The 14,134-nt window shown below is 63.4% G+C and carries 12 protein-coding genes; 6 read left to right on the top strand and 6 right to left on the bottom strand.

Annotated features, from left to right (window positions below; genetic code table 11):
• Nucleotides 1-20 precede the first annotated feature (20 nt).
• From BMW89_RS08360 to BMW89_RS08340, 5 genes are all read right to left on the bottom strand, one after another.
• A complete protein-coding gene (locus BMW89_RS08360) occupies nt 21-1,010 on the bottom strand; it encodes an ABC transporter ATP-binding protein (protein ID WP_092024434.1) in 990 nt (329 codons plus the stop codon).
• Nucleotides 1,007-1,993 (bottom strand): ABC transporter ATP-binding protein, encoded by a 987-nt coding sequence (locus BMW89_RS08355; RefSeq protein WP_092024432.1) that lies wholly within the window; start codon nt 1,991-1,993, stop codon nt 1,007-1,009. Before BMW89_RS08355 ends, BMW89_RS08360 begins: the two co-directional genes overlap by 4 nt.
• Nucleotides 1,994-2,006: 13 nt before the next feature.
• Nucleotides 2,007-2,966, bottom strand: coding sequence for an ABC transporter permease (locus BMW89_RS08350; RefSeq protein ID WP_092024430.1), 960 nt, complete (start codon nt 2,964-2,966; stop codon nt 2,007-2,009).
• Nucleotide 2,967: 1 nt separating this feature from the next.
• Nucleotides 2,968-3,948, bottom strand: coding sequence for an ABC transporter permease (locus BMW89_RS08345; RefSeq protein ID WP_092024428.1), 981 nt, complete (start codon nt 3,946-3,948; stop codon nt 2,968-2,970).
• A 115-nt stretch (nt 3,949-4,063) separates the two neighbouring features.
• A complete protein-coding gene (locus BMW89_RS08340; protein WP_092024426.1) occupies nt 4,064-5,662 on the bottom strand; it encodes an ABC transporter substrate-binding protein in 1,599 nt (532 codons plus the stop codon).
• Between the two features lie 345 nt (nt 5,663-6,007).
• Between BMW89_RS08340 and BMW89_RS08335 the strand changes: the two genes are divergently transcribed.
• The 6 genes from BMW89_RS08335 to BMW89_RS08310 are packed head-to-tail and all read left to right on the top strand — an operon-like array spanning nt 6,008 to nt 13,654.
• Nucleotides 6,008-6,265 (top strand): DUF6489 family protein, encoded by a 258-nt coding sequence (locus BMW89_RS08335; RefSeq protein WP_092024424.1) that lies wholly within the window; start codon nt 6,008-6,010, stop codon nt 6,263-6,265.
• Nucleotides 6,265-7,065 (top strand): lipase family protein, encoded by an 801-nt coding sequence (locus BMW89_RS08330; protein ID WP_092024422.1) that lies wholly within the window; start codon nt 6,265-6,267, stop codon nt 7,063-7,065. The genes BMW89_RS08335 and BMW89_RS08330 overlap by 1 nt, the downstream gene beginning before the upstream one ends.
• Nucleotides 7,066-7,110: 45 nt before the next feature.
• Nucleotides 7,111-8,661 carry a wax ester/triacylglycerol synthase domain-containing protein gene (locus tag BMW89_RS08325; protein ID WP_092024420.1) on the top strand — a complete coding sequence of 517 codons (1,551 nt, stop codon included), beginning with the start codon at nt 7,111-7,113 and terminating at the stop codon, nt 8,659-8,661.
• 10 nt (nt 8,662-8,671) lie between these two features.
• Nucleotides 8,672-9,667 (top strand): alpha/beta fold hydrolase, encoded by a 996-nt coding sequence (locus BMW89_RS08320; protein ID WP_177195909.1) that lies wholly within the window; start codon nt 8,672-8,674, stop codon nt 9,665-9,667.
• A 45-nt stretch (nt 9,668-9,712) separates the two neighbouring features.
• The gene (locus tag BMW89_RS08315; protein WP_092024416.1) at nt 9,713-12,949 is read left to right on the top strand and encodes a bifunctional cytochrome P450/NADPH--P450 reductase; all 3,237 of its coding nucleotides are present in this window, start codon (nt 9,713-9,715) and stop codon (nt 12,947-12,949) included.
• A gap of 30 nt (nt 12,950-12,979) precedes the next feature.
• Nucleotides 12,980-13,654, top strand: a complete 675-nt coding sequence (locus BMW89_RS08310; RefSeq protein WP_092024414.1) for a spermine/spermidine synthase domain-containing protein — start codon at nt 12,980-12,982, stop codon at nt 13,652-13,654.
• Here the strand turns inward: BMW89_RS08310 and BMW89_RS08305 are convergent.
• Nucleotides 13,651-14,115: a nuclear transport factor 2 family protein gene (locus BMW89_RS08305; protein WP_092024412.1), complete on the bottom strand. Its 465-nt coding sequence runs from the start codon at nt 14,113-14,115 to the stop codon at nt 13,651-13,653. The two genes, BMW89_RS08310 and BMW89_RS08305, sit on opposite strands and share 4 nt — an antisense overlap.
• Nucleotides 14,116-14,134 lie beyond the last annotated feature (19 nt).

The raw sequence follows: 14,134 nt of genomic DNA, 5'->3' as shown, positions 1-14,134 counted from the left end.
GGCCGCATGGCACGCGCGCGTCACGCTGGGACCGGTGCGGTGTTCACCGCGTGGCAGGCGACGCCGTCGATCAGGCTCGGTGCTTCCTTGCGGCAGAGATCGAATGCCAGCGGGCAGCGTGGATTGAAGGCGCAGCCAGGGGGCGGGTTGATCGGGTTCGGGATCTCGCCCTTGACCGGGATGCGCTGGCGGCCGCTCATGGCGAGATCGGGCACGGCGCCCAGCAGCATTTTGGTGTAGGGCATGCGTGGACGCGTGAACAGCTCGCGCCCTTCCGCGATCTCGACGATGCGGCCGAGATACATCACGCCGACGCGGCTCGCCATGTGGCGGACCACGGCGAGGTTGTGGCTGATGAACATGTAGGTCAAGCCGAACTTGTCCTGGAGATCGCGCATCAGGTTCAGGATCTGCGCCTGCACGGACACATCCAGCGCCGAAGTCGGCTCGTCGCAGACGATGAATTCGGCTTCGGAAGCAAGCACCCGCGCGATCGCGATGCGCTGGCGCTGGCCACCGGAGAATTCATGGGGAAATTTCAGGCGGTCGTCGGGATGCAGGCCGACGAGGCTGAGCAACTCGCCGACCCGGGCCTGGATGTCACGCTCGCCCTGGATCAGGTCGAAGGCGCGGATCGGCTCGGAGATGATGGCATCGACACGGAAACGCGGGTTCAGGCTCGCATAGGGATCCTGAAAAATCATCTGGATGCGGCGGCGCAGCTTTCGCCGCGTCTGGGCCTGCCGCGGATCGGTCATCGAGACGCCGTCGATCAGGACATCGCCGGAACTCGGCGGCAACAGGCCGACGACCATGCGCGCCACCGTGGTCTTGCCCGAACCGGACTCGCCGACCAGCGCAAAAGTCTCGCCCTTCCTGATGTCGAAGGTGACGCCGTCGACGGCCTTGAGATATTCGAGGTGCCCGCCCTCGAGCACACGGTTGAGCCACGGCTTCGAGACGTCGAAGACGCGGCGCAGATTTGTAGCCTGGACGAAAGGCGTGCTCATGCCGCGCTCTCCGCCGGCACGCTGTCATAGAGATGGCAGGCGACGGATTGCGTGCCACGCGGCAGCGGCTCCGGCCGGTCCACGCGGCAGCGATCGAAGGCGGACGCGCAACGCGGATTGAACGAGCAGCCGCGCGGGATGGCCGACAGCCGCGGCATCGAGCCGGGGATCTGCACCAGGCGCTTTTCCTCGCCGGCCAGCGTTGGGATCGCCCCCATCAATCCCTTGGCGTAGGGGTGCAGCGGATTCCTGACGACATCCTGCACCGGACCGATCTCGGCGACGCGGCCGGCATACATCACCGCGACGCGGTCGGAAGCCTCGGCGATGACGCCCATGTCGTGAGTCACCAGCATCACGGCGGTGCCGTGGTCGCGGCCAAGCCGCTTGATCAGGGAGATGATCTGCGCCTGCACGGAGACGTCGAGCGCGGTGGTTGGTTCGTCCGCGATGATCAGCTCGGGCTCCGCGCAGATCGCCAGTGCAATCACCACACGCTGACGCATGCCCCCGGAGAATTCGTGCGGATAACCATCGATGCGTTTTTCCGGCGCGGGAATGCCGACTTCTGCGAGCAGGTCGATGGCGCGTCGCCGCGCCGCTTGTGCGGACAGATTGAGGTGGGTCCGGATCGTCTCAACGATCTGGTCGCCGATCTTGTACAGCGGATTGAGCGAGGTGAGGGGATCCTGGAAGATCATGCCGATGCGTTTTCCGCGGACACGGCGCATCTCTTCCGGCTGCAGATTGTCGATGCGTAGGCCCGACAGGCGGATCTCGCCGCCGGAGATGCGGCCGGGCGGATCGATCAGGCCGATCACGGACAATCCGGTCACGGACTTGCCGGCACCGGATTCGCCGACCACGCCTAGCACCTCGCCCTTGGCGATGTCGAAGGACACGCCGTCGATGGCGCGCAGCGTGCCGCGGCGGGAGGCGAACTCCACCTGAAGATTGCGCACGGAGAGGACGGGTTCTGTCATGGGTGACGCACACTCATCGGAGTTTCGGGTTGAGCGCGTCGCGCAGCCAGTCGCCGAGCAGGTTGATCGACAGGATCAGTGCTGCAAGTGCAAGCCCGGGGAATGCGACGATCCACCATTCGCCTGCGAACAGATAGCCGTTGCCGATGCGGATCAGCGTGCCGAGCGACGGCATGGTCTCGGGCATGCCCGAGCCGAGGAACGACAGCGTCGCCTCGGTGATGATGGCGAGCGCGAGGTTGATGGTGGCGATCACGAGGACCGGCCCCGTGGTATTCGGCAGTACGTGGCGTAGCATGATCACGGGGGCAGGCAGGCCAATCAATTGCGCGGCTGCGACATAGTCCTTGTTCTTCTCGACCAGGACCGAGCCACGCACCGTGCGGGCATATTGCACCCAGAAGCTCAGGCCGATCGCGAAGACCAGGACCGCCAACATGCTCATCTCGTCGAGCTTGTTGCCAAAGACCGATTTGGCGATGCCGTTGATCAGCAGCGCGATCAGGATCGCCGGGAACGACAGCTGCACGTCGGCGATGCGCATGATCAGCCCGTCGACGGCGCCGCCGAAATAGCCGGCGGTGAGCCCGAGCAGGATGCCGAGTCCACCCGAGAATACCACGCCGAGCACGCCGACAAGGAGCGAGATGCGCATGCCGTAGAGGATCGCGGATAGCACATCGCGGCCCTGTTCGTCGGTGCCGAGCAGGAACGGGCTCTGGCCGTCGGCGGTCCACAGCGGCGAAATGCGCGAATTCATCAGCTGGAGCTGTGCCGGGTCGAACGGATTTTGCACCGACAGCACGGGAGCAAAGATGGCGAGCAGGAAGAACAGCAGCGTCACCGCGGCCGCGATCATGGCGATCCTCGAGCGGCGGAACGAATAGAACAAATCGCTGTCGAGCGCGCGCCTGAACCAGCCAGGTGCGGCGGCGCGCTTCTCGGCAGTGTGCGGAACGACGGCCTCGCTCATATCAATGCGCCCGGCTGACCGTCGAGCGCAGCCGCGGATCGACGATGGTGTAGAGGATATCAACCACGAGATTGATGGTGACGAAGATCAGGGAGACCATCATCAAATAGGCCGCCATGATCGGGATATCGACATTCTGGACGGCCTGCACGAACAGCAGCCCCATGCCCGGCCACTGGAACACGGTCTCGGTGATGATCGCAAAGGCAATGACCGAGCCGAATTGCAGGCCCGCGACGGTGATGACGGGAACCAGCGTGTTGCGCAGCGCATGGCCAAAATGGATCGCCCGCGTGGTGAGCCCGCGGGCGCGGGCGAAGCGGATGTAGTCGGTGCGCATCACTTCCAGCATCTCCGTGCGGACGAGGCGCATAATCAGCGTCATTTGGAACAGGCCAAGCGTGATCGAAGGCATGATCAGCGCTTTCAAGCCGGACAGCGTCAGCAGGCCCGTCGTCCACCAGCCGATATGCACGACATCGCCGCGGCCGAAGGAGGGCAGCCAGCCGAGCGTGACCGAGAACAGGTAGATCATGAGGACGCCGATCAGGAAGGTCGGCAGCGAGATGCCGATCAGCGAGACGGCCTGGAAGACATGCGTGAGCCAGCTGTCACGGCGAAGCGCGGAATAGACACCCATCAGGATGCCGCTGACCATGGCGAAGATGGTGGCAACGACGGCCAGCTCCAGCGTCGCGGGCATCCGCTCCATCAGCAGGTTGGCGACCGGCAGGCGGAACTGGTAGGACACGCCGAATTTGAACTGCGCGGCGTTGCCGACATAGCGGCCGAACTGGACGATCACGGGATCGTCGAGGCCGAGCGATTTGCGGATCGCGGCGCGCTCCGCGCCCGACGTGTCCATCCCGACCATCTGGTTCACGGGATCGCCGGCGAATCGGAACATCGAAAATGAGATGATTCCGACGGCGATCATGACGCCGATGGCCTGGATGGCTCGGCGCAGTGTGAAAGCGAGCATCTGTTCCTTTCACATCTCTTCAGCAGCACGCATCATCGCGTTAGCTCGAAACAGCAAGTCCCGGAAGCCGGATCTTGAAAGCGATGGCTTCCGGGACTTCACAACTTGTCTACACCTACTCTTCTTGCTTGGTCGCCCAGTAGAGCATGACCATGTTGTCCGCACGCTGGGTCAGCTTCACCTTCTTCGACACGCCCCAGGCAAGCGCCTGCTGGTGCAGCGGGACATAGGCCCAGTCCTTCATCGAGACCTCGAAAGCCTGCTTGATCAGGAGATCGCGCTTGGCCGGGTCGGCTTCCACGAGCACCTTGTCGGCGAGCTCGTCGAACTGCCTGTTGCAATAGCCTGCGAGATTGGCCTCACCGCGGTTGGGATCCTTGGGATCGTCCCGGCAGCCCATGATGTCGTGCAGCACATTCTGGGAATCGAGCGTATCCGGGGTCCAGCCCAGCATGTACAGCGAAGTCTTGTAGCCGCCGGGCTTGAGCACCTTGGCGAAATACTGGGCCTTCGGTTGCGCCAACAGGTCCACCTTGATGTTGATGCGGGCGAGCATGCCGACGATCGCCTGGCAGATGGCTGCGTCATTGACGTAACGATCGTTCGGGCAGTCCATCGTCACTTCGAAGCCGTCCGCATAACCGGCGTCTGCCAGAAGCTTCTTGGCGGCGTCGGGATCGAACTTCGGCCGGATGGAATCCTTCGAGGCAAAGATCTCTGGTGCGACCATTAATGCGGAAGGCGTGGACAGTCCGCGCATGACGCGGTTCTTGATCAGGTCGACGTCGATCGCCCGGTAGACGGCTTCGCGGACGCGAACGTCCTTGAACGGGTTCTTGCCCTTGATGTTGGAATACAGGAGCTCGTCGCGCGCCTGATCCATGCCGACGAAGATGGTGCGGAGCTCAGGTCCCGTCAGCACCGTGGCGTTGGAGCTTGCTTTAACGCGCTCGATGTCCTGGACCGGAACCGGCTCGATCACGTCGACCTCGCCCGATAACAGCGCCGCGACACGCGTGGCCGGGTTTGCGATCGGCGTGAAGACGATCTCCTTGAGATTATGCTCCGGCTTCCTCCACCAACCCGGGTACGCTTTGTAGACGGTCTTCACGCCAGGCTGATGGCTCTCGATCATGAAGGGGCCGGTGCCGTTTTCATGGAGCGAGGCATAGCTCGGGGTCGTTGCGGCTGCCGGCGTCGGTGCCACCGCATCGTTCGCCTCTGCCCATTTCTTGTCCATGATGTACCAGGTCGCCCACAGCGCCGTCAGGATGGGGTTGGGCGAGGTCAGGATGAAATCGACGGTGTAATCGTCGATCTTGACGGCCTTGGCATCGGCGGGAACGCGGCTCTGGAAATTGGAACCTTTCGCCCGCACGCGCTCGGCCGAGAACACCACATCGTCCGCAGTGAAGGGGTCGCCGTTGTGGAATTTCACGTCCTTGCGCAGGTGAAAGCGCCAGCGGGTCGGCTCCGGCGTCTCCCAGCTTTCGGCCAGTGCCGGGATGATCTTCAGGTCCTTGCCGCGGGCGACCAGGCCCTCATAGACATGGCCGAGATGCGCGCTGGTGGTCGACTCGTTCAACGTGTAAGGGTCGAGCGATTTCAGCTCACCCTGGTTGGCGTAGCGCAGCGTCTGGCTCGACGCCGGCGTGGTTGCCAACGCCAGCATACCGGCGAGCGTCGCCGCAAACAGACTTCGTCCAACTAACATTCTTGACCCTCTCCACTCGCCCGCGCCGTCATTTTTGATTGTTCGGCGGGGCCGATCGATCCATGTTGCCCAGAGTTCTCGACCCGTGCAAGCGCCTTTCCAGCAAGGAACGCGCCAAGTTGCACCGCTGTGCAGCAATGCTGACCAACAATTTGGGGGCGGAAGGTCAGCGGGCGATATTCAACTTTCGACCGGCCCGGGGAATAAAAGCGGACAGGCCGATTTGATTGACCATATCCGCCGATTGCGGAAGCTGGCGCCCGTCGCCCGCCTCGGGTCGCTTGCGTTGCACACCGTGTCGCGGCGATACTGCGGCAGGCCGCTCGAATCTCGTCCGGAGGGGACATGAAAGTTAATATCGAAATCGACTGCACCCCCCTCGAAGCCCGCCAGTTCTTCGGACTGCCCGACGTGATGCCGATGCAGAACGCCGTGATGGACAAGCTGCAGCAGCAGATGATGTCCAACATCGACAAGGTCTCGCCGGAATCGCTGATGCAGAGCTGGTTCACCTTCGATCCGAAGATCGCCGAGCGCTTTCAGGACATGTTCGTCACCATGGCGGGTCTCGGCGGCTCTCGCAGCAGCGACAAGAAGAAATAATGCCGTCCGGGCCGGATGGGCCGCGGGATTCAGGCCGGCTTCGTCCGCCGGGCCTTGGTTTGCTGCTCGCCGAAGCCCGCGGACTTCTGGAGTTCAATGCGAGCTTGCTGCTGTCGCCGGTCTTGATGCGTGCGCCCAAAGGCGACGGCCATCCGGTGCTGGCGCTGCCGGGCTTTCTTGCCAGTGATCTCTCGATGGCGCCGATGCGGCGTTATCTCGGCGAGCTCGGCTATGAGGCGCATGCCTGGCGGATGGGCCGCAATCTCGGCGGGCTCGGGCGGATGCGGGAAGCCTTGCTCGCCCGTCTCACCGAGATCCATGCCGCGACGGGGCGCAAGGTCAGCCTGGTCGGGTGGAGCCTTGGCGGCGTCTACGCCCGCGATCTCGCGCTCCAGGCGCCCGAGATGGTCCGTTATGTCGTCACGCTTGGCAGTCCTTTTGCCAACGACGTGCGGGCGACCAACGCTACGCGGCTCTACGAGGCGCTGTCCGGCGAGCGGGTCGAGGATTTTGCGGAAGCACGCGAGGCGATCGCCGGCGATCTACCGGTGCCGGCGACGTCGATCTATTCGCGCGCCGACGGTGTCGTGAACTGGCGGACCTGTCTGCAGCGCCTCTCCGATCGCGCCGAGAATATCGAGGTGCATCTGGCGAGCCATATCGGGCTCGGTGTGAACCCCGCGGCGCTGTGGGCCGTGGCGGACCGCCTGGCGCAACCGGAGGGGGAGTTCTGGCCATTCGACCGGGCGGGCCCGTTTGCCATTGCATATGCCCCGCCGGAGCGGGCAGTATCGGCCTGACGAGAAGCGCCTGAAGGCGCCCGTCAAGACTCTCGGGAGGGAACTATGGCTGACGGTAAGAAGCTGTCGTCGCTGGACGCATCATTTCTCTATCTGGAAACGCCGGAGATGCCGATGCATGTCGGCAGCATGGCGATCTTTCGCTTGCCTGACGACTACAAGGGCGACTTCTTCGAAGACTTCAAGGCAATGATCGTCTCGCGCCTGCACATCGCGCCGATCCTGAAGGCGCGATTGGAGAAGGCGCCGCTCGACATCGATCATCCCTCCTGGGTCGAGGACGATCAGTTCGACATCGATCGCCATATCTTCCGCGCCAGCCTGCCGCAGCCGCGCGACCGCGCCACGCTCGAGCGCATCGTCGGCTGGATGCACGCCAAGCTGTTGAATCGCGCCCGCCCGCTCTGGGAGTTCTACGTGTTCGAGGGCATGAAGGACAACGAGGTCGGGCTTTATTCCAAGATGCATCACGCCGCAATTGACGGCGGCGCCGGTGCGGCGCTGACCAACATGATCTACGACATCTCGCCGGTCCCGCGGCAGGTCGACCCGCCGACGGCAGGAGCCAAGCCCGGACAGGAGCCGCGCGACATCGCAGCGAACCTGCTCGACTCCTATCAGCAGCTCATCACCCAGCCGCTCGATGCATCGGCGGCCGCGAAGAATCTGCAACTGCCGCGCACCGGCAAGAGCGACATCGGCTCGATCCTGTTCGACAACGCGATGTACCAGATCGAGAGCGCGGTACGCTTTGCCGGCAACATCCCGACCATGGTCAAGAGTGTCTCCGAGGTGCTTGGCAAGATCTCCGATCCGAAGTCGCGAGAAAGCCTTGCCAGCATGGTGTCGCCGCCGACCATGCTCAACAAATCGATCTCGTCAGAGCGCAGCTTCGCCGGCGTCTCGATCTCGTTGTCGAGATCCAAGGCGCTGGCCAAGCAGGCCGGCGGCAAGCTCAACGACGTCGTGCTGGCGCTTGCCTCTGGCGTAGTCCGGCGCTACCTCCAGCAATATTCCACGCTGCCGGCGAAATCGTTAACCGCGGCCGTGCCGATCTCCTTGCGCGAAGAGGGCAACACCGAGGCCAACAACCAGGTGTTCGGCATGATCTGTTCGATCGCGACCAACATCGAGGATCCCAAGGCGCGGCTGGAAGCCATTATCGCGCAATCGACCAAATCCAAGGAGATGTCGCATCCGCTGCGGGCCCTGATGCCGCAGATATCGAACATCTCCATGCTGGGCGCGCCGATGATGTTGCAGGTTCTGGCGCTGGTCTACAGCCGCTCGAACCTCTCGGACGTGTTGCCGCCGGCCGCCAACATCACGGTCTCCAACGTGCCGGGGCCGCGGCAAACGCTCTACGCCGCGGGCGCCGAGTTGTTGCACATCTTCCCGGTGTCGATCTCGACGCATGGACAGGCGCTCAACATCACCGTGCAGAGCTATCGCGACCAGCTCGATTTCGGCTTCATCGTCGGCGCCAACATCATTCCGCATGTGCAGGTGATGAGCGACATGCTGCCGGAGGAGTTTGCCGCACTCGAGGCGGCCTATGCGCCGCCGGCGGCCGACATCAGAGGCGCCGCGGAATAGGGAAGTCGTGATGATTGAAATGCCGCCGCTCAAGTTCGCGCAGACGAACGGAATCCGCATGGGCTATTACGAGGCGGGCCCGGTCACGGACGCCCCGCCTATGGTGCTCTGCCATGGTTGGCCTGAGCTTGCCTTCTCGTGGCGCCACCAGATCAAGGCGCTGAGCGAGGCCGGCATCCGCGTGATCGCGCCGGATCAGCGCGGCTATGGCGCCTCGGACCGGCCCGAGCCGGTCGAGGCCTGCGACATGGAGCATTTGACCGGCGATCTCGTCGGGCTGCTCGATCATCTCGACATCGACAAGGCGATCTTCGTCGGCCACGACTGGGGCGGCTTCGTCGTCTGGCAGATGCCGCTGCGGCATCCCACGCGCGTTGCTGGTGTTGTCGGCGTCAACACCCCGCATTGGGACCGCGCACCGATCGATCCCATTGCGCTGTTTCGCCAGCGCTTCGGCGACCAGATGTATATCGTCCAGTTCCAGGATCCCGCGCGCGAGCCGGACAGGATTTTCGGCAGCCGCGTCGAGCAGACGTTTGATGCGTTCATGCGCAAGCCGCTGGCGCGGCCAGAGGCGAAACCCGCCGAGCCGCCGATCGCGGGCGTTGGTGCCTCATCGAAAACCAATCTCGCCTTTCCGCAGATGATTGCGGGCTACGATGCGAAACACGATCCGCGCACGCCGATCCTGACAGCCGATGAGAAGAAGGTGTTCGTCGACACCTTCACGAAGACCGGCTTCACCGGCGGCATCAACTGGTATCGCAATTTTACGCGCAATTGGGAACGGTCGAAGGGGCTCGATCATCACGTGCACGTACCGTCATTGATGATCATGGCCGAGAACGATGCCGTGCTGCCGCCGTCGGCGGCGGACGGCATGGAGAAGCTGGTCGGCGACCTCGAAAAATATCTGGTGAAGGACAGCGGCCATTGGACGCAGCAGGAGAAGCCGGAGGAGGTCAGCGCCAAGCTGATCGAATGGCGTAGAAGGCGGTTTGGCTAGTTCGCAACGACGGCGTTGAAGACCGAGGCAGGGGAAGCACTTTTAATGTCATCGAAGAACCGTCTGGACCCGATCCCGCAACCGCCAACCAAGCCGGTGGTCGGCAATATGCTGTCGCTGGACTCGGCTGCGCCCGTGCAGCATCTGACGCGGCTTGCCAAGGAGCTCGGCCCGATCTTCTGGCTCGACATGATGGGCTCGCCGATCGTCGTCGTCTCCGGCCACGATCTCGTTGACGAGCTCTCCGACGAGAAGCGCTTCGACAAGGCGGTACGCGGCGCGCTGCGGCGCGTGCGCGCGGTCGGCGGTGACGGCCTGTTCACGGCCGACACCCGCGAGCCGAACTGGAGCAAGGCGCACAACATCCTGATCCAGCCGTTCGGCAATCGCGCCATGCAGTCCTATCACCCGAGCATGGTCGATATCGCCGAGCAGCTCGTCAGCAAATGGGAGCGGCTCAACGCCGACGACGAGATCGACGTCGTCCACGACATGACTGCGCTGACGCTTGATACGATCGGCCTGTGCGGCTTCGAATACCGTTTCAACTCGTTCTACCGGCGCGACTACCATCCTTTCGTCGAGTCGCTGGTGCGCTCGCTCGAAACCATCATGATGACGCGCGGCCTGCCGTTCGAGCAGCTATGGATGCAGAAGCGGCGCAAGACCATGGGCGAAGACGTCGCCTTCATGAACAAGATGGTCGACGAGATCATTGCCGAGCGCCGCAAGAACGCGGAGGGAATCGACGACAAGAAGGACATGCTGGCCGCAATGATGACCGGCGTCGACCGCTCGACCGGCGAGCAGCTCGACGACGTCAACATCCGCTACCAGATCAACACGTTCCTGATCGCCGGCCACGAGACCACCAGCGGCCTGTTGTCGTGCACGATCTATGCGCTGCTCAAGCATCCAGACATTCTCAAGAAGGCCTATGACGAGGTCGATCGCGTCCTCGGTCCCAATGTCGAGGCGCGTCCGACCTATCAACAGGTGACGCAGCTCACCTACATCACGCAGATTTTGAAGGAGTCGCTGCGGCTGTGGCCGCCCGCGCCGGCCTATGGCATCTCGCCGCTGAACGACGAGACCATCGGCGGCGGAAAATACAAGCTCCGCAAGGGCACGTTCACCACCATTCTGGTGACGGCGCTGCATCGCGATCCCAGCGTCTGGGGGCCGAACCCGGATGCTTTCGATCCCGAGAATTTCAGCCGCGAGGCTGAGGCAAAACGGCCGGTCAATGCCTGGAAGCCGTTCGGCAACGGCCAGCGCGCCTGCATCGGCCGCGGCTTCGCCATGCACGAGGCCGCGCTCGCGCTCGGCATGGTCCTCCAGCGCTTCAAGCTGATCGACCATCAGCGCTATCAGATGCATTTGAAGGAAACCCTGACGATGAAGCCGGAAGGCTTCAAGATCAAGGTGCGCCCGCGCGCCGATCGCGAGCGCGGTGCCTATGGCGGGCCCATCACGACGGCGGCTTCGGGACCGAAAGCGCCGCGCCAACCGACCACGCGGCCCGGCCATAACACGCCGATGCTGGTGCTGTACGGCTCCAATCTCGGCACGGCCGAGGAGCTTGCGACGCGCATGGCCGATCTCGCGGAGATCAACGGCTTTGCCGTGCATCTCGGCCCGCTCGACGACTACGTCGGCAAGCTGCCGCAGGAGGGCGGCGTGCTGATCATCTGCGCCTCCTATAACGGCGCGCCGCCGGATAATGCGACGCAGTTCTTCAAATGGCTCGGCGACGATCTGCCGAAGGATGCCTTCGCCAATGTGCGCTACGCCGTGTTCGGCTGCGGCAACAGCGACTGGGCGGCGACCTATCAATCGGTGCCACGCTTCATCGACGAGAAATTGACGGCGCACGGTGCACGCGCAATCTATCCGCGCGGCGAGGGCGATGCGCGCAGCGATCTCGACGGCCAGTTCCAAAAATGGTTCCCGGCCGCCGCTCAGGTCGCGACCAAGGAATTCGGCATCGACTGGAACTTTACCCGCACGGCGGAGGACGATCCGCTCTACGCGATCGAGCCGGTGGCAGTAACCGCCGTCAACACCATCGTCGCCCAAGGCGGTGCTGTCGCGATGAAGGTGCAGGTCAATGACGAGCTTCAGAACAAGACCGGCTCCAATCCGTCCGAGCGCTCGACGCGCCACATCGAGGTGCAGCTGCCGTCCAACGTCAGCTACCGCGTCGGCGATCACTTAAGCGTCGTCCCGCGCAATGATCCGACGCTGGTGGATTCGGTTGCCCGCCGCTTCGGCTTCCTGCCGGCCGACCAGATCAGGCTTCAGGTCGCGGAAGGCCGCCGGGCGCAATTGCCGGTCGGCGATTCCGTGTCGGTCGGCCGCCTGCTCAGCGAGTTCGTCGAGTTGCAGCAGGTGGCGACACGGAAGCAGATCCAGATCATGGCTGAGCACACGCGTTGCCCGGTCACCAAGCCAAAGCTGCTGGCCTTTGTCGGCGAGGAGGCGGAGCCGCTCGAGCGTTACCGCTCCGGGATTCTGGCGAGGCGCAAATCGGTGTTCGACCTGCTGCTCGAGCATCCGGCCTGCGAATTGCCGTTTCACGTCTATCTGGAAATGCTCTCGCTGCTGGCGCCGCGCTATTACTCGATCTCGTCCTCGCCGTCGGTCGATCCAGCGCGTTGCAGCATTACGGTCGGCGTGGTCGAAGGTCCCGCCGCCTCCGGGCGCGGTACTTATAAGGGGATCTGCTCGAACTATCTCGCCAATCGCCGTGCAGGCGATGCGATCTACGCCACCGTCCGCGAGACCAAGGCCGGCTTCCGGCTTCCGGATGATCCGTCCGTGCCTGTTATCATGATCGGACCGGGCACGGGGCTTGCACCCTTCCGTGGCTTCCTCCAGGAGCGCGCCGCGCGCAAGGCGAAGGGCGCCAGCCTCGGCCCGGCCATGTTGTTCTTCGGCTGCCGCCATCCCGACCAGGATTTTCTCTACGCAGATGAATTGAAGACACTGGCGGCAAGCGGCATCACCGAGCTTTTCACTGCGTTCTCGCGCGCAGACGGGCCGAAGACTTATGTGCAGCATGTCCTGGCCGCACAGAAGGACAAGGTCTGGCCGCTGATCGAGCAAGGCGCGATCATCTATGTCTGCGGCGACGGCAGCAAGATGGAGCCCGATGTGAAGGCAGCGCTCATCGCGATCCACCGCGAGAAGAGCGGCAGCGACGCCGCCACGTCTGCGCGCTGGATCGAGGAGATGGGCGCGCAGAACCGCTATGTGCTGGACGTCTGGGCGGGTGGGTGATTGTTCGTCCGATCGTGCTAAAGCACTCCCATGATTCCCTGGGAAAAAATCGACACCGCCAAAATCCCCGGCTCCGACGAAGAGCTCCGCCTGATGCGACGGGGCAAGGAGTTCTCCATCAAGCTCGGCACCAACGAGCTGATGAACAATCGTCTCTCGGGTTCCGAGGCCGCGCTCGCGACGCTGGCGGCGAAGCAGATCGAGAAGGTTGCAAAGCCCGTCGTCCTCATCGGTGGCCTCGGCATGGGCTTTACCCTACGGGCGGCGCTCACCGTGCTCGGGAGCAAGGCGAAGATCGTGGTCTCCGAGCTCGTGCCGGCGGTGGTTGTATGGGCACGAGGCCCTATGGCGGAAGTTTTTGGCGATAGCCTCGATGATGTCAGGGTGAAAATCCGGGAAACCGACGTTGGCGAAATCATCCGCGCGAAGCGCACTGCCTTCGATGCCATTCTCCTCGACGTTGACAATGGACCGGAAGGGCTGACCCGGAAGGGCAATGACGCACTTTACAGTGCGAGCGGGTTGACGGCGGCGAAGACGGCGCTGCGGCCGGGCGGCGTGCTCGCCGTCTGGTCGTCGGGACCAAGCCCCGCCTTCACCAAGCGCCTCGGGCGTGCCGGCTTCGACGTCAACGAAGTCAACATCCGCGCCACCGGACGAGGCGGCGGCGCGCGCCATGTGATCTGGATGGCGAAGAAGAGCTAGAACATCGTGTTGTTGTTCGCCGGATTTTCCGGGATCGGCTGCACGACGTCCCAATGCTCGACGATCTTGCCGTTCTCCAGCTTGAAGATGTCGACGATCGCATTGCCCCTGGTGCCGGGCTCGCGAACCGCGTGAACGTGGAGGATGACGTAGTCGCCGTCCACGAAGCTGCGCTTGATCTCGCTATGCGAGTTCGGGAATTTCTCGCGCAGGAAGCCGATGAACTTCCGGAAGCCGTCCGGGCCGTCGGCGGCGTTGGGATTGTGCTGGACGTAGCGGTCGCCGACATAGGCGAGGGCTGCGTCAACGTCCTTCTGATTGAGGCCCTTCTCGTAGAAGGCAAGTACGGCGGTGCGGTTGGCTTCTTCTCGAGCGCTGCCGGCCATCGCGGCACCGGTCCCGAGGGACAGCATAAAAACTGAAACGGCGATCATTGCGACGGACCGGATGATGAGATGCATGTGAACTCCGAGAGGCCGC

The organism is Bradyrhizobium sp. OK095 (assembly GCF_900109945.1).
Taxonomy (GTDB): Bacteria; Pseudomonadota; Alphaproteobacteria; order Rhizobiales; family Xanthobacteraceae; genus Bradyrhizobium.
Note: the sequence above shows the minus strand (reverse complement) of the source record. Positions and strands in the feature narration are given on the sequence as shown.

What these genes read in the sequence shown, in the direction of transcription:
- BMW89_RS08360 (WP_092024434.1), bottom strand. Translation starts at nt 1,010, where the DNA reads ATGAGCACGCCTTTCGTCCAGGCTACAAATCTGCGCCGCGTCTTCGAC.
- BMW89_RS08355 (WP_092024432.1), bottom strand. Translation starts at nt 1,993, where the DNA reads ATGACAGAACCCGTCCTCTCCGTGCGCAATCTTCAGGTGGAGTTCGCC.
- BMW89_RS08350 (WP_092024430.1), bottom strand. Translation starts at nt 2,966, where the DNA reads ATGAGCGAGGCCGTCGTTCCGCACACTGCCGAGAAGCGCGCCGCCGCA.
- BMW89_RS08345 (WP_092024428.1), bottom strand. Translation starts at nt 3,948, where the DNA reads ATGCTCGCTTTCACACTGCGCCGAGCCATCCAGGCCATCGGCGTCATG.
- BMW89_RS08340 (WP_092024426.1), bottom strand. Translation starts at nt 5,662, where the DNA reads ATGTTAGTTGGACGAAGTCTGTTTGCGGCGACGCTCGCCGGTATGCTG.
- BMW89_RS08335 (WP_092024424.1), top strand. Translation starts at nt 6,008, where the DNA reads ATGAAAGTTAATATCGAAATCGACTGCACCCCCCTCGAAGCCCGCCAG.
- BMW89_RS08330 (WP_092024422.1), top strand. Translation starts at nt 6,265, where the DNA reads ATGCCGTCCGGGCCGGATGGGCCGCGGGATTCAGGCCGGCTTCGTCCG.
- BMW89_RS08325 (WP_092024420.1), top strand. Translation starts at nt 7,111, where the DNA reads ATGGCTGACGGTAAGAAGCTGTCGTCGCTGGACGCATCATTTCTCTAT.
- BMW89_RS08320 (WP_177195909.1), top strand. Translation starts at nt 8,672, where the DNA reads ATGATTGAAATGCCGCCGCTCAAGTTCGCGCAGACGAACGGAATCCGC.
- BMW89_RS08315 (WP_092024416.1), top strand. Translation starts at nt 9,713, where the DNA reads ATGTCATCGAAGAACCGTCTGGACCCGATCCCGCAACCGCCAACCAAG.
- BMW89_RS08310 (WP_092024414.1), top strand. Translation starts at nt 12,980, where the DNA reads ATGATTCCCTGGGAAAAAATCGACACCGCCAAAATCCCCGGCTCCGAC.
- BMW89_RS08305 (WP_092024412.1), bottom strand. Translation starts at nt 14,115, where the DNA reads ATGCATCTCATCATCCGGTCCGTCGCAATGATCGCCGTTTCAGTTTTT.